The organism is Paenibacillus puldeungensis (assembly GCF_042678945.1).
GTDB classification, from domain to species: Bacteria; Bacillota; Bacilli; order Paenibacillales; family Paenibacillaceae; genus Fontibacillus; species Fontibacillus puldeungensis.
In genome coordinates, this window is sequence record NZ_JBHTLM010000036.1 from 1 (window position 1) to 26,091 (window position 26,091).

Consider the following 26,091-nt stretch of genomic DNA (forward strand, 5'->3'; position numbering starts at 1 on the left):
GCTACTCCCCTGCCGAGTTTGCAGCAAAGTTGGAGAGAAACGAAGTAAACGCATTTAAAATTGCCGTATAACTGAGTCTAACTTAGGTTTGATCCTAAAGTGTCCAATATTCGGGGGCCCGGCCGAATCTGTGGTGTGTAAGCCGTATCGCGTCTAAATTGTTGTATGAAATACAACAATCGGAGCGGGGCTACAGACGGAGATGACGCTATTACCTTGAATCAGACTGGGTGAACTCGTAAAAAGGGAGATAGCGTCATGGGGGATCGTTAGGCTGGAAAATACTCGGAACCGAAGTGCTCCTCGGTGGTGCTGATCATGAAAAGAAGTGGGAAGGTTCCTGAAGTAGAACAAAGAAGGAATGGGTATGGGGTGAAACCCCATACCCATTCCTTCTGTCACTCCAAAGTAGAACTCAAAGCCATCTCAGCTTATTTAGAGTTCTATTTCTTTCTCACCGGATAGCAAACCTCGGTAACCAATTCTTCAGGATTTTGCGTTTCATAGGGGCTAACATGATAAATGCAGAAGGACAAGCCATCAAATTCATATCCGTTGTCACGAACCCAGTTGGCCACGGCCTCGTTGACCTCGTTCACTATGTCATAGCTGCCTTTATAGGTGGCCGACGCCATTTGAATGGGGGCTACCGTTTTAAACTTCACGTTTTCTGTGTCCTTGTACTCGCCTTTCACGGACAATTGAACCTCTACATCCACATCGCTTTCCTTGTGCTCACCGTCATGGAATATCGCTAAAGTATAGCATGGATCGTCTTTCACCAGATGAAGAGGAGCCGTTTCGCTCATGAGAATTTGCCAGAGCATGCCTTCCTGATTGTAGCTCGGAATCACCTTGCGCACACTGGCTACCGCTCTTTGCGGCATTTCTTTTAACGTCACATTATAGTTCATTACTGTATCATCCTTTCCAAGTCTAGCTAACGTTGTTTCCAGCAGCAACAGCCGCTGGTTCAGGGCGTCAGCCTGTTCCTTGATCTCTGTTTGTTTTAACTGCAGGTAGATTTTGAGTTTTTCAGGGTCGCCATAATGAGTGAGAATCTCTCGGATGATCGCTAGGCTAAAGCCCATCTCCTTGAGAGCTGCAATCCGGCCAGCGATAGGAAGCTGTGCTTCACTGTAGTATCGGTATCCTGAAAAATCGTCGATGTTTTCCGGAGCAAGCAGACCGATTTCATCGTAGTGCCGAAGCATTCGGATGCTGATTCTTGACAGTTTTGAAAATTCACCTATTTTTAGCATTTGGTATACCTCACATATATGTGAATTTATTTTCCTTGAGCTCATGTACAGCATAAAATATACCATAATGTGAGAGTCAACTAGGAATGGCAAATCGGCGTCAAATCAGTGGAACTTATATTTCATGTAGAAGGTTTTTGCTATAGTAGTCGGTAGAGGGCTGGTGATATTTTGAAAAAAGTGTTGATTATCGAAGACGATGAGTCGATTTTGTTTGGACTTACTGTCGCGCTTCGTAAAAATGGCTTCATACCGGTCGCCTGTTCGTCTATTGCAGAAGGAAAAGAGACGTTCACTGGCGAGATCGCTTTGATTTTGCTCGATTGGAACCTGCCGGACGGAACAGGGTACGAGTTTTGTCGCTATGTGAAGGAGAAGCGGGACGTACCGGTCATTTTTCTCACCGTAAGGGATGATGAGCAGGACATCGTACAGGGCCTTGATATGGGGGCCGATGATTATATTATCAAGCCGTTTCAGCTTTCTGTGTTACTGTCTCGAATCAATGCGGTGCTCAGAAGAACGAAAGCTCTGGACATGGACCAGACCGTGCTGCATTGCGGAAAAATCACGGTAGATAAGCAAAAAGCGATCGCCTGGTTGGACGGGCAAGCTTTGTGTCTTACCGCATGCGAATATCGCCTGCTTACGGTTTTTCTGGAAAACAAAAATCAAACTCTTACCCGATCTCAACTGCTGGACAAGCTGTGGGACGCAGATGGAAATTTTGTGAATGACAATACGCTTACCGTGACTGTAAAACGGCTGCGCGAGAAGCTGGACAATCCCTCCTGCCTAAAGACGATCCGAGGCATCGGGTACAGAATGGAGGATGCGCCATGAGCCTGAAACAGCCTTTTATCCGAATTCTTGCCGTACTTAGCGTTTGCGTCCTTGTCGGTGCTGCACTGGGGCTTACTGCTTCAATGGTCATGGCTCGGCAGGAGTATCGGGCTACGGCGGAGCTGATTGGCGCCGCATATAATATGGCCCCCTCATCCGAGGATACATTCATGCGCGCCCTAAAGGCGGCTTCTACCGAACATTATGCCTCAGGCGACCGAATTCTGCAGCAGTACAACTACTCACCAGGAACGTTTAGGAGTAAAAATACATACACCATGGTTGGAGTAGGCATGCTGCTGATGTTCATTCCCGGAGCAGCGGCCTATGTATTGTGGTTTTATAGGGACAAGAAGAGACGCTCACGCCTCCAAGGGCTGACCGCCTATTTGGAAGGCATTAATCACGGCCGCGATACGCTGCTGATGCGGCGGGAGGATGAGTTTTCAAGGCTCGAGGACGAGCTCTACAAGACGGTTACGGAGCTGCGGCAAACGAAGGAAAATGCCATACGGGAGCGAAAATCTTTGGCTGACAATTTGGCGGATATTTCTCACCAGCTGAAAACGCCGATTACATCCATGTCGCTAATGACTGAGCTGCTCTCGGACACGCGGATGGGTGAAGATGCAAAATACGTGGACAACCTAAGCCGCCAATTGCGGCGTCTGGAAACGCTGGTTTCATCCTTGCTGAAGCTGTCGCGACTTGACGCAGGCACCTTGGAGCTGAAGAGGGAGCCGGTAAATGTGTACGCGATGTTTCTTCGCGCCGCAGAGCCGTTGGAGGATACGCTTCGGCAGAAGCATTTGCAGCTTGTCATGGCTTCTGAAGAAGAGGTGTTTTTTACGGGGGATCTGGCCTGGACGGCGGAAGCATTAATGAATTTGATCAAAAACTGCAGCGAGCATACTCCGGAAGGCGGGCGAATCACCCTCGTTTATTCCCAAAACCCACTCTATACGGAAATCATAGTGGAGGACACGGGTGAAGGTTTCCGTAAAGAGGAGCTGCCACACTTGTTCAAAAGGTTCTATAAGGGAAAAAATGCGTCGAAGGACAGTGTTGGCATTGGTCTCGCCATTGCCCAGTCCATCATCAGGCAGCAAAATGGCAGCATCCGGGCCGATAACGCGCCGGGTGGCGGAGCGAGGTTTACGGTGAAATTCTACTTCTGACCTGGATAACCTCTGCCTCTGTCACCGAAATGTCATTTTGGGCTGATAGCATGAGGGCTGAAAAGGAGGAGTCATGCTTATGCAGCTTTTAACCTGTGAAAATGTAAACAAAACCTATGGCACTGGGGATACGATGATTACAGCGCTTAACCACATAAACCTTACCGTCAATCGGGGAGAATTTGTTGCTGTGGTCGGGGCATCGGGTTCAGGGAAATCCACACTGCTTCATTTGTTAGGTGGGGTTGATCGCCCGAGCAGCGGAAAAATTTTGATCGAGGATACCGACATCGCCAAGATGAGTGAGGAGAAGCTGGCGGTGTTCCGGCGTCGTAAAGTAGGGCTTATCTATCAGTTCTATAACCTGATCCCAACGCTGGATGTGCGAAAAAACATTTTGCTGCCCATGCTATTGGACGGAAGACAGCCGGATGAGGAGCGCTTTGCCGAAATCGTCAAAACGCTGGGTTTGTCTGATCGGCTGAATCATCTTCCGGGACAGCTGTCCGGCGGACAGCAGCAGCGGGTCGCTATCGGTCGTGCTCTTATCTACCGTCCGGCAATTTTGCTGGCGGATGAGCCTACGGGAAATCTGGACCGAAAAAATTCCGAGGAAACCGTAGAGCTTCTCAAATTGTCGAACAGCCGGTATCAGCAAACCGTGCTTCTTATCACGCATGATGAAAAAATAGCGCTGGAGGCCGATCGCATTCTCACCATTGAAGATGGCAAAATCATATCCGATGAGGTGGTCAAGCGATGAGCATGAGCATCCTTGGAGAATATACTTTGGATTACGTACGTCGTAACAAAAAAAGCAGCGCCGCCATCATGACGGCGATATTGATCGCAACGACATTGCTATCAGCGCTCTGTGGTGTGCTTTATACGATGTATACCGATGGAATACGCTTAACGATGCTCGAAAAGGGGAATTGGCATGCCGAATTGTATGACGACACACGCGGCGATCGGCTGAAATATGTCACGGAGCATCCCAATGTGGAAGCGGTCATGATTAAAGGAGCATGGGAGGTAGCCACGATTGAGGACCCTCGGCGACCTTATCTCATCATGCGCGGACTTACTCCAAACTATTGGAGCGATATGCCCGAGCATCGAATGATTACTGAGGGGCGCGTTCCTGAAAATTCCGGTGAACTGGCGATATCGAAACAGTATTTTGAGCACCATCCCGACCTCCGGATCGGAGATACAATTCGCCTCCCTATAGGAAATAGGACCTTGAACGGCGAAACGCTGGAACCTCGTACGATACTTAAAAACGGGGAGAGCTTTGCGCCTAAGGAGGAGCGAAGCTGCAAGGTGGTAGGAAAGCTGGACGTCACCACCAACTCTGTTACACCAGCCTATCTCGCCTACGGATATCTCGATGAAGCGTCGATCCAGCCGGATGATAAGCTTACTGTTTATATGCGATTTCATAACGCCAATTCGGCATATGGCGATATCGAGGCGATTGCCAAATCCGTAGGATATACGCCGGATGAATACGGAAAATACAATGTAAAAACGAACGACAGCCTGCTGGCAAAATATTTCGTATTTCCGTCCGGGAAAGCAGGACAATTTCAACTTTGGCAATTTACTGTACCGCTTATGTATGCCGCGATCGCCCTAATGTCCATTGGACTGTTCGTCCTTATCATCCACAATGCCTTTGAAATGTCGGCGAATGCTAGACTTCGTCAACTCGGCATGCTGCAAAGCATCGGAGCATCGCCCAAGCAGATACGCCGCTCGGTCGTGTTTGAATCGCTGATTTTATCTGCCGCGCCGATTCCGTTAGGAGTGTTATTTGGCTGGCTGCTGGATTATGGACTGATCGCTTACATTAACTCCATGGATAAGGTCAACGATTTGAGCGATGTTGTGTTTACGTTTGGATGGCCTGCCGTGCTTCCGTCCGTGCTGCTGGCACTGCTCACCGTATGGCTGTCCGCCTCTATTCCGGCGCGGAAGATCAGCAAGCTATCGCCTATTGAGGCTATCCGGCAAGGCGGCGACATAAAGATTCGCAAGGTGCGAAAGCATTCGCTGCTAGGGAAGCTTTTTGGAATAGAAGGCGAGCTTTCCCAGAGTGCTTTACACGCCAGAAAAAGATCGTATAGAACGGCCACGATTTCGCTAACGTTGTCATTTGCGCTGCTGAGCGGGTTCTTAAACATGATGTCGATTATCCATGTGAATGAGCTTATTTATAGGGACGATAAATACGAAGCGGAAAGAGATATTACACTGAAGATTGAAGACGGAAATGTGATGGACCCGAAAGCTGAAGAGCAAATCCGCTCTTTGCCCGGTATTAGAAGCGCAATGTTTGTAAGCGACGTCACTGCTTCGATGTGGGTGAGGGAGGAAGTTCAGAGCACAGAACTGGCCGGGATAGGCGGTTTTTCACGTTTGGCATCCAGCGGAAAATTTGATTTATACGCGGAGAAGGGGGAGTATAGATTACGAACGACTTTAATCGCGCTTGATGATCAAAGCTTCGCGGAATACTGTAAACAGATTGGTGCGAATCCTGACATGTTTTACGGGAAAGGCATGCCCCGGACCATCGCTGTGAACCAGGCTAAGGATGACATACACAGCAATCGGCGTAACGTCGTTCGGATTCCTTTCCTGAAGCTTCAGGTCGGCGATAAACTGAATGGTGCGGAGAAAGTGTATGCGGAGGATACGAGTAATTATACTTTTTTCACTGAGGTTGGATTTGTAACAGAGCAAATGCCGCCGCTGGGAGAACGTTATAACAATTATACGCTGATGCAGATTATGCCGCGCAGCGTTTATCTAAAGATCGTAGGGTCCATGGATGAAACTAGGGCGATGCGCGCCCGTTATGTATCGGCTCCAATCGTGGCCGAAAAGGCGGATTTGATTAATCCGCTAGTCAAGAAGCTTAAAGAGGTGTGCGACACATGGTATGGCTCCGGAGACTACGATATTTGGAATATCGAAGAGATGAACAGGAAAAATGAGCAGGGTCGGCAGTTGCTGCAGGCGATCATTCTCTGCGTATCCTTGTTTCTCGCCTGGATCGGGGGATATCCAATGTGTTCTCAACTGTTTCCGGCAACCTGCGGCAGCGTCGTAAGGAGTTTGCAATGCTGCGATCTGTAGGAATTACTCCAAAAGGTATCGGACGGATGCTGCTGCTGGAAGGGATACTTTTCGGGCTGGTGCCTATCTTGCTGTGCATTCCGGTAAATCTTCTGATCATCGGACTTTTCCTAAAGATCAACATGATTTATGTCAGCGAGTTTCTTCCTCATATGCCGGTGTTGCCTGTTTTGGCTTTTGCGGCTGCGATTATCGCTTCCGTTATTTTAGCCTATATGCTGGGGGGAAGAAGGCTGAAGCAAGGGTCGATCGTAGAGATTCTCAAGGATGAAACAGTATAATAATGAAACGGTATAATAAGCCACCCTACGGTCTTTGAAAGCCTCGTCGCGATTTCATTTGTGTCTAGTAGTATTTTATTTGACCGGATCGCCGATTAAAGAGAAATTAGAGGGAAATCCTCACGCTAATTGACCACGGATCACCGGTTAGAAAGAAATTTGATGGAAATCCTCCTACTAATATGATGCATTTTCCCCAGTACAGCTGATATTAGTAAAATTAGTGGGAGGTTTTCCTGTTAATTTCGTCAAATCTACCTTTTCATCAAAAATAACGGGAGGTTTTCCTGATAAATTGATGAAAGGCTAATTCAACACCCCGAAAACATACAACAAAGCGGAAGACATGAGCTAGTCCCCACTTTGTAAGTACTTTTAGCTGCACTTTTTGCACATAGGTTTATATATCGGTAATTTCAATACGCCTAAATGAATGGAATGAGCAGTAGTCACTTTTTCATTTTATCCAAGTGTTTTTGTAGCGTATCCCACGCGGGGGTAGACACTATGGCCTGCATTTTTAACTGGTCAAATGCATCGCTCAGCGCTGACATTTCCGCAACCGCGTGCATCGCGTGATCGCTAGCTGCAAGGCGCCCAATGAAGGTTTTGGCACAGATCTACAGCATAAGAAAATATCTGGTACGATGGTAGTGAACAAAATTTTCATCTTCGGTGGGGGACGCGGATACCGTTCGCCTTCAGCACCTCATATCCCTCGGCAGTAGCGCTCATGATTTGCTGAATCAGCGCTTTGTCTTCTTTTTTCAAATTTCCGTTTGTGGCATAGCAGGCATAGGCGATTGGCATTACAAAGGCCACATGGGCGAGGAGATAAGCCTCCATATCGCATCGAAAGTTCAGGGCATATTTCGCACTTGTAAAGGCCTCCTGCAATAGGTTGCGTTGCGGAGCAAAATCCTCGCCATTCAAGGTGCCGAGCGCCATTTTTGCCCTTGCGTGAATACTGATTATTTTACCGTTCTCCCGCCGACCTCCTGTGAACTGAAAAGCAAACAGCACGATTTTATCGCTGTTGCTTCCGCAAATCGCAGCTTTTGTCGCTCTTGGAGCCATATTGTTACCTACAAGTACAATCAGCTTGCTCTGGTTTGCTGCCAGAATTGGCAACACGCCCTCCAATTGCGTGTATTGTATGACCACGAAGATGATGTCATAAATGTCTTCTGGTTGCAGGCTCTGAATCAAGTTTACATGATCCTTGGTTGTCTTCATTTGTGCGGCGTGTCGGATGACCAGACCGTGCTGAACCAGTTCATCATACCGTTTTCCTCGAGCGAGCAGCGTTACATCATGGCTGGCACGTACCAGAACATGTGCAAGATAGCTGCCTAAGACGCCTGCACCGTAAACGAGTGCTTTCATATGAGCCTCCCCTCATCGGAAATTTGGATTAAAGTTTTTCATTCATTTGTTATTAAACGCCAATTGAAAAACAATCTCAGTGAGGAAAGTAACTTTGGGTTCAGGCCTGTTCATTTAACCAATGGGCGGGGGCTTGTACATACTGAGGCAACTTAGTAGTCTCATTTCCTTTCGCCGAGTTCACTTGTGCTTGCGTCAGAAAAATGCTGCTAGTCAGGTTCGCGCCGGATAAATCGGCATCCCTTAAGTCCGCACCGATAAAATCCACGTATCTTAAGTCGGCGCTTCGTAAATTAGTGGCGATAAGAAGCGCTCCTCGAAAATTAGCACCCCGCAGATCAGCACCTTTCAAATTTGCGCCTAGTAGATCTTGGCGAGCCTTGCTTTTCTTTGGATGATGAAGGAAATCTTTTCGAACGATTTCGCTCGTTTTGAGTAATAGCTGATTTACAGCAGCCCGGTGCGCCGATACATCTATGGCGAGTATCTTGTCTGGTGCAAGCCGGGTTAGAGCTAAGGTTTGATCCAGAGCGCTTTGCAAAGGGGCATGAATGTCCTTCGTTTCCTCTAAATCTCTAGCCTGAGCCAGGTAATATAGCATTTCGTGCAGTTGCTGAACGATCGGAAACACCGTGTACATTTGGCTTGAGAGTTCTGCATGTTCTCTCCAGTCCTTGCCTTCGTAAATGACCTGGGAGACATGCTGACCGGCGCCGAAGCATTCATAAGAGACACAGCCATGAAAACCTGTATCTCGTAGTTGCTCATGGATGCTGCAGCGATAATCCGGTCCTAAGTTACGGCAGGGGATACCAGCATCTTTATCAAAAGCAAAATCGGCCGATTTGGCGTAGGGGAGAGCTACACAGCATAGGCCAAAGCATTTTTCACAATCTGATTGCCACTTCATGTCCACAACAACACTTCCTAATCCTGTTATAATTCGACTATGTTAAAATATCACTGTTAATCATCATTTAGGAGGCTGAAACCATTATGGTAGATATACAGGATAGAAAGCAAGTTTATATTATTCACGGCTACGAACTCCTCATCCCCTGAGCGGCTGGAGGGGGACCTCTATGAGGTTGAGCGCGGTGGCCATTTCTTGGCGAGCGGCGGTTTTACAGAGTTGGCTATAGCGTATGATGTTTTGTGCCCAATCATGAATGAAGAGGAATAGAGCATGAGAAGTCTCGGAAAACAGCACTCCAAAAGTGAAGCTCTCTTTAATTCTAATTGAGGGGTTTTGAAGGCGTCGAAATACTATAGAAAAGTGCCTTGGATTTACATGCATCGATGCAATTTCCGCACAAAATACATTCATCATCGACAATCTCGCCACATTGGACTTTTTTCATAACTTGGATATCCATAGGGCATTTCAGTGTACAAGCATTGCACTTTCTGCAGTTGGCAGCATTTGTCTTGATTCGCAACCCGGGAAGGCTCAGCCGGTCTCGAATTTTTTTACCCAGTATCATAAATGGAGCCTGCCAGCAAATATATTTGCATGAAGCAAACCGGCCAAAAATGAGTGCCAGTGGAACAATTATCAGGCCCGCACCCAAAGTGAGCAGGAGCTTTCTTTCAAATGGAGTATTTTCAATTCCGTACGACAAATCAATTTTTGTAAATCCTCTAACTAGATAACCAGTAATAATAGCGCTTACCCATATTATAAAAATGACATATTTTATGTATCTTGCTTTTGTGTATTTGGCCTTTTTCTTAATTACAAACCCCACGATCTCCTGCACACCGCATCCAGGACAAAACCAGGCACAGTATGCTCTTCCGAAAAATAAAGATAGAAGGAATATGAGAACAAATGAAAAGAAACTGGCGTTGACGATGCCTTTATTTGAAGCCAGGATGATAATTACAGGAGAGAAAAGCAAATGGAAAATCAACAGGCTGTGAAATAAAAAAGCAGTAGTTATTACTATTGGCTTTCTGATCTTTTGTAATCTCATCGATCTCCCTCCTTAGGGCTCTGATTATTTTATCGGAAGATTTAGGTAAAATATAAAAAGCGGGGATTCACCCGCTCTTTTGTTGTATCCATAATATTTTCATCTTTTTCTACGGCTCTTCATTAACCCAAGAAAGCGATAGATCGCTTTACCTTCTTGGCAAATGCGATGGGATTATCGATCGATTCCCAGTGAATGTACATGAGACGCGGGTTCTCGAACAACCAGTGATTATGGACTGCAGTAACGGTGATCCCGTTTTTGCGAAGATTTGAGAGCAAACGGTTTACTTGGCTTTGAAAAAGGGCCGTTTCTCCTAAACAGAGTGCGCGCCCCGAACTGTCCAGCGATTCAAACGAGAACAATTGATAACGGACTAAAGGAGAGGTGGTACGTCTCCCTAAAATAGCAGCGGGTATTCTCCTGTTTCTGGTGACAAAACAAACCGGACCTTCTTCAATTTCCGATTCACCTCCAAGAATTTTTCCAAATTGGGTACACAGCCTTTTAAATTGTGGGCTTACCTTCGCTTTATGCGCCATGTAAATCCTCCTTTAATCGTTTTCGACATATCTTATGATTAAGTGGAAGGGTGTATTGGGCGAAACACGGATGATGATACGGGAAATGATCTTATGAAAATAATGGGGAAAAGCGGACGTGCGTACAATTTAAGAGGAATGAAAAAAAGCAGGGACTTCGGCAGCCCCTGCCAACCTTTTATTTTTTCAATAAGCATTCCTTTAGAGTATCAGGAAAATGGGTGATCATCTTGTATGTAAATGGAACGGCCACTTTATAGCGGGATTTAAGCCGTCTTTTTACTATGATGTCACAGATGTCTTTTGCTGCTTCCTTAGAATCTGTTAGGTTTTGCTTGTTTCTTAATCTAGCATCTGATTCATAGTAAACGGAATAACAGGAGTTTGGATTCGTCATAAGCTCATTGGAATGATCATTCAATGTTTTGAAAAAATTAGTTTGAATAGGCCCTGGTTCAATGACCGTTACCTGAATATTATGGCTGCACAATTCTAACCGTAATGCATCGCTTAACGCTTCGACTGCATATTTCGATGCGCAATAAGCGCCATTAATCGGTTGAGCAAACTTTCCTGAAATCGATCCAATGTTTATGATCTTGCCAGATCGTCTCTTCCGCATTTCTGGAACGACAGCCTGAATCATGTTCACGATGCCAAATACATTTACATCGAACATACTTTTCGCACTTTCTACGTTAATTTCTTCCAAAGCGCCTCTAATGGAGTACCCCGCATTATTTACGAGAATATCGATTTTATGAAATCGTGATATCACCTCGTTGATTGCAGCATGAATAGACTCTTTTTGGGTGACATCCAGCGGCAATTTCAGAGATGCAGGCAAATCTTCTAAGGATTCCACATTTCTGGCAGTTGCAACGACCGTATATCCTTTGTTTATTAAAATCTTACTAAGCTCCCGTCCGATTCCTGTAGAGCATCCGGTAATAAAAACAACAGTTTCATTTTGCATAGCGAGCAACCTCCAATAATTAACCTTGGCTCCATCATAGGGCACTTGGAGGTTCCTCACATTATCATTTGTTAAGACGAATATTTTTTCTTATTCTGCTAAGAGAAACAGGGGTTATTCCCAAATAGGAGGCAAGATGATATTGTTTAAGCCTCTTTTCCAAGCCTGGATAGGAGGTAAGGAATTGCTTATAGCGATCCGTATTGTTTAATAATTTAAAGCTAATCGTATGTTCTTCTTTCGCAACCAGGACTTCATCAATCATTTTTTTATAAAATAGAAGCAACTGATAATTTCCTTCGACGATCTTCTCAAAATCGGAAATCTTTGCTACAAGAATTACACTGTCTTCTAATGCTTGAATGTAATACATCGATTCTTTTTGAGATAGATATGCCAAATAGGAAAATAATGTAGTACCTTCTGCATAAAAGTACTTTGTCACATCATTACCTATTTTATCCATATAGTAAGAGCGAAAAACGCCCTTAATAATAAACCCTATTTCGGTAGATTTCTCACCTTCCTGTAGAAAGAACATCTCTTTTTTTAAAACCCTTGGCTTAAAAATATTCCTCAATAAAGCAATGCTTTCCTCATCGAGGGAAATCGCCTTATTTTTGAATAGATTTATCCATAAACTATCGTAATCATTCGTATTCATGCAAAAGCCTCGTTTCTAAGACCTTTTATTTGTGCCTTTTAGAGTAGCCACAATTCAAAGAGTGTATGCAGATTTGAAATAGAAATTACTTGCAACTACCATGTATACTGGCTGAAAAAGGAATGAGATTTTATGAAGGATCAAAATAATTTTATTTATTAAAAGATGAACGTCCCTCCATTGACATTTGTATTATTAACTCTGCCAACTCTTCAGAGGATTTTTTCGTCTTGTCCTTCAACCATTTTTGAATAACTCCAAGACTGCCGCTTGCGTAGAAATGAAATATATATTCTATATCTTCTTTGCATAACTGACTATTTTCTACTAATGTTGTAAGTTTTTGAAGGTTGAGAATGTTAATTAAATCTTGATAAAACGTACTGTCTGAATTAAGCAAAACATCAAACAGTTCAACATTTTCATTTATGTAATCTAATACATTTACAATCATTTCCTTAGGCGCTTCTTTTGAATTTTTGTCATAGCTGCGAAGATAACCAGTAATGTCATCAACAACTTCTTTCTGAATTTGATGAAGTAAATCGTATTGGTCTAAATAATGTTTATAAAAAGTGGCGCGGTTTACGTCTGCGTCTTCACAAATTTCTTTAATTGTGATCTTTGAGAAATGCTTTTGTTTTAAAAATTTTATTAAGCTTTCTTTGATAACCATTTTTGTGTATTTTACACGTCTATCGGTTTTATTTTTTTTCATATAAATTCTCCATTCGAAAATTTAGCGTTATTTTTCAACACTTCTTAACTTTATGTTGAAAAACTTTCATTTGATGAAAATCTGATTATTGTTTATCCAATGTAAGCATAGTATATTAAATGAGCGTTAGATAATCAACATAATGTTTATTATATATCAGGAGGTACTGCTTGTGAAAAATCTATCAAATCAAAAAAAACTCATAGTTTTAATTGCCGTTATGTTTGGTGTTCTCCTGTCTTCACTCGACATCACCATTGTTTCAACATCTATGATGGGAATAGTGAAAGACTTAAACGGCTTCGATTTATATGCGTGGCCATTTACAGCTTATTTGATGACAACAGCAATCTGTATGCCGCTTTTTGGCAAGTTTGCTGACAAATTTGGTCACAAGCTAATTTACATTTTAGGTATAATTGTTTTCGTCTTAGGTTCTGCCCTTTGTGGAATGTCACAAGATATGCTACAACTTATCATCTTTAGAGGGATCCAAGGTATCGGAGGAGCAATATTAACCGCAAATTCATTGTCCATTATAGGTGTTGTGTTCGAGCCTAAGCAACGTGCAAAATATATTGCTCTTTTAGGTGCGGCAGGTGCAGTTGCAAGTATTGTAGGTCCAATTTTGGGCGGTTATATTACAGATAACTATTCTTGGCGATGGACTTTCTATATAAACGTACCCATTGGTATTATTGCTTTAATTGCTATATTGATTGCTTTGCCAAAAGAAAAACCTGAGCAAACCTCAAAAAAAATCGATATTTGGGGAGCCTTAACTTTTACTGTTGGTCTTGCTCCTATGCTACTTGCATTAACATGGGCCGGAAACAAATATGATTGGGGTTCACCTCAAATACTTACTATGCTTGGATTTTCAGTAGTTTGTTTGATTTTGTTTGCTTTCATCGAAAAGCATGTAAGTGACCCTATTATACCGTTGTCACTTTTCAAAAAGTCCGACTTTAATATTTCATCAGTTGAGATGTTTCTTATCAACGCTATAGTGCTTGCAATAATGACATTTCTACCAATGTTCCTGCAAATTGTTGTTGGTGAAACAGCAAGTCATACAGGGACTCTTCTTATTCCTATTATGGCAAGTACTGTTGTTACTAGCATTGCAAGTGGTATATTGGTTTCAAAATTCGGAAAATATAAATTGCAGATTATCATTGGTTTTATCATTTTAACTATTTCCACTATTTTGTTTGCCCAAATGGGAGTGGATACGGCCAAAAGTACAGTAATACTTTACATGCTAATTGCAGGTGTTGGCATAGGAACAACCTTGCCATTGTTTAATACCATTGCTCAAAACGCTTTCGATGAAAGTCAGATGGGAGTTGTGACTTCAGGTGTGCAGTTTTTCAAAACATTAGGCTCAACACTTTCTACTGCGATACTTGGTACAATACTAAACGCCACGATAACAGATAAGCTAGCAAGAATTAATACAGGAGATCTTCCTGACCAAGTTGCAAGTTCTCTCAAAAATTCGCAGGTTTTATCAAACCCATCAGCGCTAGAAGCTATATCCAGCGAACTTCCGAAGACCCTATTAGTGGATTTTCAAAACGTTGTGATCCAAATGAAGCAAATATTTTCTGATTCATTAGTACTTATTTTCACTGTTTGCATTGGCATATCATTTTTAACACTAGTAATTTCTTTGTTCATAAAAGAAAAACCTTTTAGGAAAAAAAGAATTGGACAATCTCCCTACGTACGAAAGAATGGAACGGATTAGAAATGGAGAGGAAGATATCTTCTTATATCAAGTAGCAGACCTGGTTCCTTACCTGCCAACCTCCAGGGAATATGGAACAAGGATATGCTACCAATATGGGATAGTAAATATACCATAAATATTAATACTCAGATGAATTATTGGCCGGTGGAAACTTGTAACCTCTCTGAATGCCATTTTCCTCTGTTTGATCTTCTAGAAAGGATGAGGGAACCCGGGCGTAAAACTGCTAGTATTATGTATGGGTGCAGAGGTTTTACGGATATATGGGCAGATACAGCACCTCAGGATGTATGTTTAAGTTCAACATATTGGGTTATGGGAGCAGCTTGGCTTAGCTTGCATTTATGGGAACATTATGAGTTTACAAAAGATATTACATTTTTAAATACTGCTTATGAGACAATGCGGGAAGCAGCTGTATTTTTAGTGGATTTTCTGGTTGAGGATGTTGATGGGCGACTTGTAACCTGCCCGACCATATCCCCTGAAAATGAGTATCGTCTTCCGAATGGAGAGATTGGGGTCATGTGTAAGGGGGCATCGATGGATAGTCAAATCATTTATGCACTTTTTAATGCTTGTATGGAGGCCTCAAAAATACTAAATAAAGATGAAGTGTTCGGACAAGAATTATCAAAAATTCTGAGCAGGGTGCCAGAACCTGAGATTGGTAAGTATGGAAGGGGAATCGTTTTATTGTTACGAAGAAAAGTAAAATAAATGTTCAAAAAAGTGAAACACCCCCCTGTTTTTTCGGCTTATAAGTAGAGGGATAAATTTTCTCTCTACTGGAAGCAAAAATCAGGCAAGGTTCTGATGAAGATGTGACCAGTATCATCTGAACCTTGATAACTTCATATCGAGTGTAAGAAACAAAAATCAAAGCCACCTAGTGGCTTTACACACATTAGTTGCGACCAGAGTAGCATCATTGGTTCTGGAAGTAAACGTGATCCATCTGTATATTAGACAGCCACACTTGCATATATATTATTACAACTGTAAACAAAACTTATCAATTCACCAGAGACCGCAGGAACACTGCATTTTCTGGTGAGTTGATAACTGGTACTGAGCCATGCACTTCACAAATTGCATTTGCTCAGTCGCGGGCTGTCGCCCTATATATCTAAACTCGAATATGTCTGTTTGTGAGCGAGCTCTCAACAAACAATTCGGTTTAGATATGCATGGCTCATAGCTTACGCGTAAATTTTTTTTAGTCCTTACTTGACACAAGCAGTATTTGTGAAAGCTTGTCGGACACCTATCTCGCCGTCAATCGCAGTTTCAACCTAGTAAGCTTCGCTTTTTAAAAAGCTACTCAACATTTCGCTAATCTCTGAATCGTCTTCAATTATTAATAGCTTCACAATCCTAAGCATCCATTCTTCTATAAAAGTATGCAACAATTTGCTCAGCGATTCTGGGCGGGTAATCAATGCCTTTTGCTTGGTAAATTTCTTCTGCATCCTACTTAAATAAAACCATACTCCTTTTAACGGCTGCTTCTAAAGCTGAAAATTCTGCATTCGTGAAATAATATTTCAGATGCTCTTGCTTCTCCTCGGGAACACAATACTTCACTTTACTTTCCCAAGCACCCCAGTCTAATGTATCATATTGGCTTAACAATAGGTCTACATGCGAATGGAACAATATATCAATATTCTTTATTAATTTAAATAGATCCTTGCGCTTAAAATATTTGATCAACATTTCTGTATGCAACCAGTAAGTATCCATAGCCCTTACAGTATCGGGATAATCAGCGTTAATGATGAAGAAATCAAACTAATGCAAATTGTTGCCCAGACGAATTACGCTGCAGTAATTTTTGAAATGTTCATTGTTAAAACTCTCACCCCAGAAAACTATCAGTTCGCCTGAAGCTGCTGCTAGCACTTTTGGAACATCCGCGTCAAACTGCTCAAAATCCTTATCCGCAACCAGAAAAACAGGATCATAATCAGAATAAATATCTTCCGCCCCGCGGCTTATGGATCCATAGTGCCAGCCACCCTTGCAGCGCTGATCTTTTTATAGAATTTCTACGACTCTGTTAAATGCCGATTCTAAATCCTTATGTATAGGAGCATTTCCTTTCCTTGTTTATAGCGTTGTCTATTTCTCTAATAGGTAATTATTTTCGTCATTGGCTGGCTCTATCGTTCTAATTTCAAAAGACTTACATCCTGAAGCGATAAAAGGATCCGATTGTGCAATATTTGTAGCTTCAGCCAAATCCTCGGCCAAAAAGACGACCATCCCTCCGGGATAATCCGTAAAAGGCCCGCAAAGTACAAGTTTACCTTGGCGCTTTAATTCTTTCAGATGCTCCACGTGGCTCTCTACGAGCTCCTTATTTAGAGATTTTATATTTTTCATCAAATATATGTACATTATTGTTCAAGCTCCTTTGAGTTAATGAAATAATAATACTGTATTACTAACATTGCATCAAACATAGAGAGGATTGTCTGAATGAAAACGTAGTTTAGAAAAGTAATTGACAAGTATAGTTTACAAATGCAATCTATAACTGGGAAGGGGGTGAATAAATGAAATTTTTATGCCTAAGTGAAACAAAAAAACAGATTAAGAGGAGAATCATCATGATAAAGAGCTTTAAAAAAGGTTCATATAAAATATCTGCAGCTGCAATTTTACTGTGCTTGGTCGTGAGTTCCTTGACACCTGCAAATGCAAATGCTGAAAATTCCAGCATAAGCCCCAGCGTAAGTACAGAGGCTGCCGGTACATTGGATAAGGGAGACGGTTTGAAATTCAGAATTGGAAATGAGTCTACTAAACAATTTTATAGTCTGGAAAGAGCGGTGGATTATGCAGGTTTTGACTTTAAAGTCCCTGATTTTCTTCCGTCGGGTTTTGAGCTTTATGATGTATTTCTCGATGAGAAGAAAATTGATAATCAAAATGAACTGTTAATACGATTTTGGACAAATATGAACGTAGGACGTTCTACTAAACGTTTTGACATGCAAATCACCAAGGGAAACCTGCTGCAGTATTTGAAAAAGAAGCAGGGCAAGGCTGACCCTACGATCCAGGAGGAAGCTATGGAAATTTCCGGGGTGAAAGGTACATTTCTAACTAAGAAATTAAATTATATAGAGAGCGAGAATCACAAGCCACATACTATTGGAAACCTTAGTAAATTCTTTATATGGCAGGATGAAAGTGTCTGGTACAGCATTAACTGTTTTGAATCTGAGATATGGTCGGATGGGAGAACTGATGTATTTAATGAGATTTCCATGGAGGACTTACAGAAAGTGGCAGGATCCTTCAAGTACGCCAAAGAGGTGAAAGATGCGAGATATTCATCCAAAGCGTTTGGAAAGTCTCTTAACATCTATGATGAAAAAGATTTAAAAAGGGCAGAAGAGCTTCTTGGTTTTGCACCCAAGTTGCCGTCGACTCTAGCTGGAGGTTTTGTTCCTTCTCGCTCCAATGTTTATGAGGTTACACGCAGCAGCTATGACGAAAAGGACAACTCGCAACTGCAGAAAACTCCTAGCACTCTGATGATTACAATTTACAACATAGGCGGTAAGGAACTGAACGATGATAATGCAGGTTCGCTGGAGATATTATTCGACCAGGGGAAAGATATGTTTTCCTATAATGCTTTAAAGAAGGGTTATGTGAACGTTAGAAACCCAGTGACAGGAAAGGTGAAAAAGGTTAAGCCCCGGTTGTTAAGCATTAAAGGCAATGAAGTTTTTACATATAGTGGGGGAGGATCAGGCTCTACAGTAGCGGTGAAATATGTATGGAAGCAGAATGAGGTATGTTATACTGCTGAAATACCGGTGGAAGTTAAAAATCAGGAAGAAATCATTAAAGCAATGGTTGAAGCACCGTCTCTCGTTTTCAGATCCAATCTATAATTCAAGTAAAGAAGCAATCCTAACGCTTGACAAGGATTGCTTCTTTACTCTGCGAAGCTCGCCGGTGATAGGGGGAGATAAAATTACACGACATCCCTTGTTTCCACCCCTACGATAAACAAAATGGCGGAAAGAGCGGATACAGCTGCTAAGATCAGCGGAAATATCGCATTGTTCGCTAATGTAAAATCTCCGATGGTGCCGTTTAGTAAAATAAATAGCAGGAAGGATGAAATCACGGTTACTTTGGAGGATTTCATAATTTTTCCAATAAACAGAGCGATGAATCCGATACTTATGGTCACGAATGATTTCAAAACAATCTGTAAATAGAAAGAGGGGTCCGCCATATTATAGTCGACGGGAAAATCCGATTTTAGGAAGCCCGAAGTCATATAGAGAACGCCATAGATCAATATTTTCGTAATGACAAGAGCTACAAAATTAAAAATCCATACCGCAAGCATCTTAGACAATAGGATTTTTTGTCTTTTGATCGGATAAGAGAACATTAGATTCATGGTTTTATTTTTGTACGCGTTGATGATAAAGGAAGCCAGCATCACACCTGTAAACACTAAAAACGAAGCACTTGAAAGTATTTCAACCTGAGAAGAAATATTATTGGTGCCAGCGGCTGCATCAGGAACTCCGGTATCCGGGTCATTAGCAATTCCAAGGAAGCATTGAGCAAATAGAAAAAGCCCTAATATCGTCGATAAAATGATAGCATTTCGGATGTATTTGGAGATTTTATTTTTCTTCCATTCTAGTTTTATTAATTTAAACATCTATTTATCCTCCCCTGTTATTTTAAGGAAGTAGTCTTCCAATGACTCCACTTGACCGTTGATACTCTCAATAGGGACGTCATTCATCGCCAAGCCTTTGGTAAGCTCCTCAACCGAACTTTGCTTTTCATATATGCGAAGCTTATTGTCATCCACAACTTTGAAATTGTGAATGTTTAATTTATCGGCGAGGACAAAGGAGGCATGTTGTATATTGGATGTCGTCAATTCCACATAGGCCAGATTCATATCCAAAATTTCTTGTATCGCGATTTCTTTCACCATCTTGCCGTGATGAATGACACCGATTTTTGTAGCCAGGTTTTGAATTTCAGATAGAAGGTGGCTGGAAATCATAATGGTTATTCCGTATTCATGACATAGCACTTTGAGCAGATCACGCATTTGTTTGATACCGGCAGGATCCAGACCATTGGTTGGTTCATCCAAAACAAGAAACTCTGGCTTCGTCAATATAGCCCTTGCAATGCCTAAACGCTGCTTCATCCCAAGGGAGTAGCTGCGAACCGGTTTATGATCCGTGTAGGATAATTCGAGCATATCCATTGCTTTCTGCACACTGTTAGGACTGTAATAGCCCATATATTCACCATGCAGCTCTAAGTTTTCTCTTCCGCTAAGTCTTTCGTAAAAAACAGGATACTCGATAATGCTTCCCATTCGTTTGAGGACCTCATAAGAAGTTGAAGTCAGCTTTTCCCCAAACAATTCAATTTCGCCAGAAGTGGGCTTCCACAGATTTGTGATCATTTTCATGATTGTGGTTTTGCCGGCTCCATTTGGGCCAAGGAATCCATAGATATCGCCTTTGTTCACATGGATATCTACATGGGATACAATCTCTTTCCCTCCAATGGATTTAGTAAGCTTTTGCGTCCGTAAAATAGTTGGCATGTATAACTCTCCTTTCTTTAGAGATCACTCTACCAACTTTGTTTTTCAAAACTCTTGATTAAATCTTTCAAATTTCTTTCGCGAGAAAAAACCCGCCCCGCATTTTAGTAATTCATTCTTTTTAATCTCACGGTAAAAACAGTCTTTTCATAAGGATTACTCTCCAGCAAAATATCGCCGCCTAATTTCTCAGCTAATGTTTTCGCAATGGCCAGACCAAGGCCACTTCCACCAAGTTTGCTGTTTCTTGAATCGTCCATCGTATACAAACGGTCAAACACTTTCGAGGCCAAAGACTTTTCAATACCTTTACCATGATCAACAATATCAATCCATGCAAAAACAGTGTCATACCGCAGTACAACACCGAGATAATTCCCTTCCTGTCCATGATGGATGGCATTAGAGATCAGATTGAATAGGATACGGTTTAAGGCATCTTCATTACCGTAGACATATACAGCTTCTTCTGGGATATGTACGTCAACGATGAACCCTTTTTCATGCAAAATGCTGTAAAAATCTAATATATTTTCTTTACACAATTCATTAATATTAATGCGGGTAGTCCCAACTTCTGTGTCACCAGCCTCGATTTTAGCCAGGGTGAAAAATCTCTGAATCAAGTCCATGAGCTGCTTTGCCTTGTTTTCTACCTTTTTAAGCATAGCGGCGTCATCCTTTGCATTTAGCATAATCATTTCCAAATAGCCGAGAATGACGGTCAGAGGTGTCTTGATATCATGAGATATGTTGGACAACATACGTTTTGAAGCAATTTCTGACCTGCGGTATTCCACGTTGATACGCTGGCGATCCTCCAATACGCGGTTTATCTGGGTAAGTAATTGGGCCAGCACCTTATCATCTGTGAATACCATCAATTTTTCATCCGTATCCTTATCCAGTATTTGTGAAAGCTTGTCGCTGATTTGCTGTATATTTTTTAAGCTATTTCTCTGGGATTTGAACAGCATCATCAAACTAAAGATCAGTGCAGCAATCACGAAAAGTAGCAGATATATGTATAAAGAATCAACCATCCTGTTCACCCCATTTGTATCCAATTCCCCATACCGTTACGATATATTTTGGATTCCTGGGGTCATCTTCGATTTTTGTTCGAATTCTGCTAATGTGGACATTCACGGCGTTTTCATCCCCACAATAAGCGTCTTTCCAAACCATGAAGTAAATCTGAGCCTTCGTATACACCTTTTTTGGATTCTGCATAAGAAGTTTTAGTATCTCAAATTCCTTGGATGTTAGCCCTACAGCCTGTTCGTCTCGAGTCACCGAATAATCTTCTAAGTTCATGACCAATCCGCCAGCAGTAAGTATTTTTGGTTCCTGGTTGTTATTTTGAGCATATTGCGTTGAACGTCTGATATTTGCCTTGATTCTTGCCAGCACCTCTGTGACGGAAAAGGGCTTTGTGATGTAATCATCAGCACCTAATCCCAGCCCTAATGACTTATCGGAATCGGTATCTTTTGCAGATATAATAATGATAGGAACCACGCTTATCGACCTGATCTTTCGCATGACTTCGAGCCCATTGATTTTAGGTATCATAATATCTAGCAAAACCAGATCGAAAGAAGAGTCTTGAAATTTGTGAACACCTAGCTCGCCATCGACCGCAATTTCAACCTCGTAAGCTTCACTTTTCAAAAAATCACTTAACATTTCGCCAATCTCTGAATCGTCTTCAATAATTAATAGCTTCACAATCTTTATCTTCCATTCTTCGATTAAAGTATGTAACAACTTGCTCCGCGATTCTGGCCGGGTAGTTAATGCCTTTAGCCCGGCATATTTCTTCTGCATCCTGTTTAAATAAAACTATACTCCTTTTAACGGCTGCTTCTAAAGCTGAGAATTCTGCATTTGTAAAATAATGCTTCAGATGCTCCTGCTTCTCCTCAGGAACACAATACTTCACTTTACTTTCCCATGCACCCCAGTCTAGCGTATCATATTGGCTTAACAGAAGGTCTACATGCGAGTGGAACAATATGTCTATATTCTTTATGAGTTTAAATAGATCCTTGCGCTTAAAATATTTAATCAACATTTCTGTATGCAACCAGTATGTATCCATAGCCCTTACAGGATCGGGAATATCATTATCCGTTCTATATCCTTTGTCAAGGAAAGTAGCTACTTCCCCGGTCCTGTCAAAAATAATATTGTCGCTTGTACAGCCTTTGCAATGCTGTCTGCACATCCATTCCTCGGGATAATCCGCATTAATGATAAAGAAATCAAACTGGTGCAAATCGCTGCCCAGACGAATGACGCTGCAGTAATTTTTGAAATGATCATTGTTAAAACTCTCGCCCCAGAAAACTAAAAGCTCGTCTGAAGCCGCTGCGAGTGCTTTTGGAACATCTGCGTCGAACTGCTCAAAATCCCTATCCGCAACCAGAAAAACAGGATCATAATCCGAGTAAATATCTTCCGCCCCGCGGCTTATGGACCCATAGTGCCAGCCACCCTTGCAGCGCTGATCTTTTTTTAACATTTCTACGACTCTGTTAAATGCCGCTTCTAAATCTTTATGCATGGTAACATTCCCTTTCCTTGTTTATGCTGCCATACTACCACAACAGATCTGAAAGGGATTGCATATTATTAATCATTTGTTGTAAATTTTTAGCGGTTTGCGGGTAAAAAAAGAAGCAGGGGATCGTCTCCCTGCCAGACATGTTGCTTAATGTTCTCATTTGATTGGCTTAAAGTTCGCTCTTCATACTTTCAGCCCATGCTTTAACCCTCCGATTACTTTCCTCTTCCGATAAATCCTCAATTCGAGTCATCAGGGTCCATCGAACTCCGAAGGGATCCAAAATGCTTCCATACCGATCACCAGAAACAAAGTTGGCAATAGGCTCTCTGACTTTCGCTCCATGGGCTACTGCTGCTTCAAACACCTGATCAACGTCAGCAACATATAGGCTCAATGAATAACAGGCATTTTCCCCAGAAGGCGGCAAAACCAGTTTGAAGGCCGGATTCGCCGCACCCAATTGCAAAAAGCCGTTTCCAAAATCGAGCTCCGCATGAGCGACTATTGTATTGCCATTTTCGTCTGGAAATTCAGTGATATCCTTAATTCTTGCATGAAAAACGGATTTATAGAACTCGATGGCTTCAGAAGGCTGATTTACTGCGATAAACGGTGTGATCGACGTAAATCCGTTAGGCACTCCATTTTTTGTATAGTTTCCGGTGGCTCCAATGTATTCTGTCATGGTTATCCCTCCTAAAATCATAAAGCACCTTACGGATGCTCTTCCCAAATATAAAACAGCTTCACTGACAACGGCTGTCAGTGAAGCGGCTGAGCTTGATAATATTCCATTAACTCAGAGGCGACGGCAGCAAGTTTTTTCCTCAGGCTTTGAGGTTCTATCACATGAATAGCTTTCCCGTAGGATAAGAGAAAATACGGTACGTAAGCGTGAATGACTTGTTCATCAATTAGAAAGACTGCTTGATTTGAAGTCCTCTCCTTTAGATGATGGCCCAAAAACCAATGTATGCAGAGATCATCCAATGCCTCTGGCCGGCCTTTGACAATTAGAGATGTCAGTCCTTCTTTTCCTGCCGGATCTGGTAGAAGATTTTGCAGGAAAAACTCCTTGGCAGAAAAGGCGTCAGGCCGTATAAACGCCATTTGTGTTCGCGTTATCTGTAATATCCGTTCAGCACGGAAGCTTCTAATTTCATTTCTCAGATGGCAAAATGCAACTGTGTACCATTTGTTATTCCAATAGATCACGCCATAAGGATCGATCACTCGTTGCTTGGATTGCTGTTCATGACTTGTGAGATAATCAATCTCTAAAGAGTAGCTGTTTGCCACAGCCAGCTCCAGCTCCGTAAGTGTCGGCTTAAGGGAAGGGGGAATGTCACGGCTAATCACTTCAAAACCGGTAAGATGACGGTTGAGAATACTTTCCTGTTCTTGGTTTGCATACATTTTAAGCTTTTGGGTTGCTTTGATTAATGCTTCACTGAAAGGGTACCCTGCTTCTTTGGCAAATACGGCGGCTTGAAGAATCGCCTTTTGCTCCTCAACATCGAAGACCAAAGGCGCGCTGATGAATTTGTTCAGCAGGCTGTAACCTCCATTTTGCCCCGCATCAGACACGATAGGGACTCCGCTGGCACAAAGCGAATCGATATAGCGATAAACCGTTCGCACGTTAATCTCCAATTTTTCCGCTATTCTTTTCGCGGTTATTTTTTCTCCGGAATTCAGCATCCATAGAATGGCCAGCATGTTATCGCTTTTTGACATGGTACCCCCTGGAAATAGTGTTTACTTTAGCTTATCAAATTCGGTAAGCGCTGGACAATGGTCTGTGAAGGGGAGAGGGATTCCGATTTTCACTTGCTCCATATCAAAGGTTCGGATGAGGGGGGCTTTAGCCCCTCTTTGACTCATTTCGTCCAATCTCCGACTATAGAATTGAATTCATTAACTCATAAAAATGACTAGATTCGTGAGTCTTATAGAGCTTATACCAAACATCTAATGTTTTTGGCAAAAACACATCCAAAGCTTTCAAGACTTGAACAGTAAATTCCAATGGAGCTACCCCCGAAGCAGTGATTAATTTCCCATCCGCAACAGCAGGCTCATTTTCATAGTAATTTTCACCCTTATAATCGGGGCATACCATTTTGAGGTATCCTAAATCATTGCTTGTATGCCGTCTTGAGTCCAGCAAGCTATTCTTGGCCAGCCCTATCGTAGCGCCACATATTGCGGCTACAACTATATTTTCTTTTATACACTGCGCTGCTTTATTTATTATAGGTTCATGGATGGTTTCCATCCAGGTATCCCCACCCGGTAAAATCAAAGCATCCGTGCTTTTCATGCTGCACTCCTCTAGTGTAATATCAGGTAATATTTTCAAACCTCCCATTGTAGTAACAGGAGTCTTTTCAACTCCCAGGGTAACTATTTTTGCTGGGGATAGCCCTTTCTTAAAATATCTTCCTGAATTTAGTTCGGCAGTCAAATAACCAATCTCCCAATCTGCCATCGTATCAAATACATAAACATATACAGTGCTGCTCATATTAAAATGCTCCTTTTACATCAAAATTGGATGATCAATATCTATCACCATGATAGTACAGCATCACTGACACCTACGGTCAGTGAAGCGGTGTTTCCTAGTATATGGTAATGTGGATTTAGTAATCTATTTCATTGAAGGAGAGATCCAATGGAACCTAATTTTGAGCTAAAAAATAGAAATGGTGAGGAATTAACCATTTTTGAATTACAAGAAGCAATGAACAGAGGGGAAATTAGCTCTAGAGAACTTGTTATGTACTACATGTATCGCATTGCGAAATATGATCAAGGCGGTCAAAACATAAATTCTATTGCGGAAATAAATCCAGATGCGATTTTTATTGCAGAAGCTTTAGATAAAGAAAGAAAAATAAAAGGGATTAGAGGTAACTTACATGGCATTCCTGTTTTGTTGAAAGAAAACTATAAAGCCCCCTAATCACCTTGGACACTTTCAGGCTAAACAATATACAATAAAAATTAGCTGGAGGTAGTCCGTATGAGAGTGCAACATAGTAAGTTTGACGAGTTGAGAATACAGGTCGTCGAGGAAGCACTAGACCGGGGGAATGTAGCATTAACTGCACGAAAACATGGAATCTCCCCGTATTCATTGTATAAATGGGTTAAACAATATCGAG

The 26,091-nt window shown here is 42.1% G+C and carries 27 protein-coding genes and 1 pseudogene; 10 read left to right on the plus strand and 18 right to left on the minus strand.

All coding sequences use genetic code 11. The annotated features are described in order from the left end of the window. Positions 1-443: 443 nt before the first annotated feature. Complete coding sequence (locus ACFQ3W_RS25400; RefSeq protein WP_379322037.1) at positions 444-1,262, minus strand: MerR family transcriptional regulator; 819 nt, start codon at positions 1,260-1,262, stop codon at positions 444-446. Between the two features lie 180 nt (positions 1,263-1,442). Between ACFQ3W_RS25400 and ACFQ3W_RS25405 the strand changes: the two genes are divergently transcribed. The 5 genes from ACFQ3W_RS25405 to ACFQ3W_RS25425 all read left to right on the plus strand — a co-directional run bounded on the left by ACFQ3W_RS25405 (position 1,443) and on the right by ACFQ3W_RS25425 (position 6,711). After that, a complete protein-coding gene (locus ACFQ3W_RS25405; RefSeq protein ID WP_379322061.1) occupies positions 1,443-2,105 on the plus strand; it encodes a response regulator transcription factor in 663 nt (220 codons plus the stop codon). Further along, complete coding sequence (locus tag ACFQ3W_RS25410; RefSeq protein ID WP_379322038.1) at positions 2,102-3,283, plus strand: sensor histidine kinase; 1,182 nt, start codon at positions 2,102-2,104, stop codon at positions 3,281-3,283. The genes ACFQ3W_RS25405 and ACFQ3W_RS25410 overlap by 4 nt, the downstream gene beginning before the upstream one ends. A 79-nt stretch (positions 3,284-3,362) precedes the next feature. Then, the gene (locus tag ACFQ3W_RS25415) at positions 3,363-4,046 is read left to right on the plus strand and encodes an ABC transporter ATP-binding protein (RefSeq protein WP_379322039.1); all 684 of its coding nucleotides are present in this window, start codon (positions 3,363-3,365) and stop codon (positions 4,044-4,046) included. Next, entirely contained in the window at positions 4,043-6,430 is a 2,388-nt protein-coding gene (locus ACFQ3W_RS25420; protein ID WP_379322040.1) for an ABC transporter permease, read from the plus strand. Before ACFQ3W_RS25415 ends, ACFQ3W_RS25420 begins: the two co-directional genes overlap by 4 nt. After that, on the plus strand, positions 6,415-6,711 hold the full coding sequence (locus tag ACFQ3W_RS25425; protein WP_379322041.1) for a hypothetical protein: 297 nt from the start codon (positions 6,415-6,417) through the stop codon (positions 6,709-6,711). Before ACFQ3W_RS25420 ends, ACFQ3W_RS25425 begins: the two co-directional genes overlap by 16 nt. Positions 6,712-7,377: 666 nt before the next feature. On the opposite strand, the gene ACFQ3W_RS25430 is transcribed toward ACFQ3W_RS25425, so the two are convergent. The 7 genes from ACFQ3W_RS25430 to ACFQ3W_RS25460 form a co-directional block, all read right to left on the minus strand. After that, complete coding sequence (locus ACFQ3W_RS25430) at positions 7,378-8,097, minus strand: ketopantoate reductase family protein (protein WP_379322042.1); 720 nt, start codon at positions 8,095-8,097, stop codon at positions 7,378-7,380. Positions 8,098-8,197: 100 nt separating this feature from the next. Next, complete coding sequence (locus tag ACFQ3W_RS25435) at positions 8,198-9,007, minus strand: pentapeptide repeat-containing protein (RefSeq protein ID WP_379322043.1); 810 nt, start codon at positions 9,005-9,007, stop codon at positions 8,198-8,200. Positions 9,008-9,332: 325 nt separating this feature from the next. Further along, positions 9,333-10,073, minus strand: coding sequence for a 4Fe-4S binding protein (locus ACFQ3W_RS25440; RefSeq protein WP_379322044.1), 741 nt, complete (start codon positions 10,071-10,073; stop codon positions 9,333-9,335). Between the two features lie 122 nt (positions 10,074-10,195). Further along, positions 10,196-10,615, minus strand: coding sequence for a DUF1259 domain-containing protein (locus tag ACFQ3W_RS25445; protein WP_379322045.1), 420 nt, complete (start codon positions 10,613-10,615; stop codon positions 10,196-10,198). A 178-nt stretch (positions 10,616-10,793) separates the two neighbouring features. Further along, positions 10,794-11,591: an SDR family oxidoreductase gene (locus ACFQ3W_RS25450; RefSeq protein ID WP_379322046.1), complete on the minus strand. Its 798-nt coding sequence runs from the start codon at positions 11,589-11,591 to the stop codon at positions 10,794-10,796. A 64-nt stretch (positions 11,592-11,655) separates the two neighbouring features. Further along, positions 11,656-12,255: a Crp/Fnr family transcriptional regulator gene (locus tag ACFQ3W_RS25455; protein WP_379322047.1), complete on the minus strand. Its 600-nt coding sequence runs from the start codon at positions 12,253-12,255 to the stop codon at positions 11,656-11,658. Between the two features lie 151 nt (positions 12,256-12,406). Next, complete coding sequence (locus ACFQ3W_RS25460; protein ID WP_379322048.1) at positions 12,407-12,973, minus strand: TetR/AcrR family transcriptional regulator; 567 nt, start codon at positions 12,971-12,973, stop codon at positions 12,407-12,409. Between the two features lie 172 nt (positions 12,974-13,145). On the opposite strand from ACFQ3W_RS25460, the gene ACFQ3W_RS25465 reads away from it, so the two are divergent. Next, positions 13,146-14,726 carry an MDR family MFS transporter gene (locus tag ACFQ3W_RS25465; RefSeq protein ID WP_379322049.1) on the plus strand — a complete coding sequence of 527 codons (1,581 nt, stop codon included), beginning with the start codon at positions 13,146-13,148 and terminating at the stop codon, positions 14,724-14,726. 69 nt (positions 14,727-14,795) lie between these two features. Further along, positions 14,796-15,449, plus strand: a complete 654-nt coding sequence (locus ACFQ3W_RS25470) for a glycosyl hydrolase family 95 catalytic domain-containing protein (protein ID WP_379322062.1) — start codon at positions 14,796-14,798, stop codon at positions 15,447-15,449. A 575-nt stretch (positions 15,450-16,024) separates the two neighbouring features. Here the strand turns inward: ACFQ3W_RS25470 and ACFQ3W_RS25475 are convergent. Continuing rightward, positions 16,025-16,201, minus strand: a complete 177-nt coding sequence (locus tag ACFQ3W_RS25475; protein WP_379322050.1) for a hypothetical protein — start codon at positions 16,199-16,201, stop codon at positions 16,025-16,027. 652 nt (positions 16,202-16,853) lie between these two features. Continuing rightward, entirely contained in the window at positions 16,854-17,117 is a 264-nt protein-coding gene (locus ACFQ3W_RS25480; protein ID WP_379322051.1) for a YciI family protein, read from the minus strand. Positions 17,118-17,290: 173 nt separating this feature from the next. Between ACFQ3W_RS25480 and ACFQ3W_RS25485 the strand changes: the two genes are divergently transcribed. Further along, complete coding sequence (locus ACFQ3W_RS25485; RefSeq protein ID WP_379322052.1) at positions 17,291-18,643, plus strand: hypothetical protein; 1,353 nt, start codon at positions 17,291-17,293, stop codon at positions 18,641-18,643. 83 nt (positions 18,644-18,726) lie between these two features. On the opposite strand, the gene ACFQ3W_RS25490 is transcribed toward ACFQ3W_RS25485, so the two are convergent. From ACFQ3W_RS25490 to ACFQ3W_RS25525, 8 genes are all read right to left on the minus strand, one after another. Next, positions 18,727-19,434 (minus strand): ABC transporter permease, encoded by a 708-nt coding sequence (locus ACFQ3W_RS25490; RefSeq protein WP_379322053.1) that lies wholly within the window; start codon positions 19,432-19,434, stop codon positions 18,727-18,729. Then, positions 19,435-20,349, minus strand: a complete 915-nt coding sequence (locus ACFQ3W_RS25495) for an ABC transporter ATP-binding protein (protein WP_379322054.1) — start codon at positions 20,347-20,349, stop codon at positions 19,435-19,437. A gap of 104 nt (positions 20,350-20,453) precedes the next feature. Then, positions 20,454-21,356, minus strand: coding sequence for a sensor histidine kinase (locus tag ACFQ3W_RS25500; protein ID WP_379322055.1), 903 nt, complete (start codon positions 21,354-21,356; stop codon positions 20,454-20,456). A 28-nt stretch (positions 21,357-21,384) separates the two neighbouring features. Then, complete coding sequence (locus tag ACFQ3W_RS25505) at positions 21,385-22,080, minus strand: response regulator transcription factor (protein ID WP_379322056.1); 696 nt, start codon at positions 22,078-22,080, stop codon at positions 21,385-21,387. Next, on the minus strand, positions 22,061-22,918 hold the full coding sequence (locus ACFQ3W_RS25510; RefSeq protein WP_379322057.1) for an aminoglycoside 6-adenylyltransferase: 858 nt from the start codon (positions 22,916-22,918) through the stop codon (positions 22,061-22,063). The genes ACFQ3W_RS25505 and ACFQ3W_RS25510 overlap by 20 nt, the downstream gene beginning before the upstream one ends. A gap of 169 nt (positions 22,919-23,087) precedes the next feature. Then, the gene (locus ACFQ3W_RS25515) at positions 23,088-23,606 is read right to left on the minus strand and encodes a VOC family protein (RefSeq protein WP_379322058.1); all 519 of its coding nucleotides are present in this window, start codon (positions 23,604-23,606) and stop codon (positions 23,088-23,090) included. 77 nt (positions 23,607-23,683) lie between these two features. Next, on the minus strand, positions 23,684-24,658 hold the full coding sequence (locus ACFQ3W_RS25520; protein WP_379322059.1) for a helix-turn-helix transcriptional regulator: 975 nt from the start codon (positions 24,656-24,658) through the stop codon (positions 23,684-23,686). A 163-nt stretch (positions 24,659-24,821) separates the two neighbouring features. Beyond that, entirely contained in the window at positions 24,822-25,448 is a 627-nt protein-coding gene (locus ACFQ3W_RS25525) for a type 1 glutamine amidotransferase family protein (protein WP_379322060.1), read from the minus strand. Between the two features lie 150 nt (positions 25,449-25,598). Between ACFQ3W_RS25525 and ACFQ3W_RS25530 the strand changes: the two are divergent. Together ACFQ3W_RS25530 and ACFQ3W_RS25535 are read left to right on the plus strand one after the other, a co-directional pair. Then, positions 25,599-25,874 (plus strand): annotated as a pseudogene (locus tag ACFQ3W_RS25530) (amidase family protein); the annotation flags it as partial. Between the two features lie 75 nt (positions 25,875-25,949). Beyond that, positions 25,950-26,091: transposase (locus tag ACFQ3W_RS25535; protein WP_379322063.1), on the plus strand; the 142-nt coding region annotated here is incomplete at its 3' end.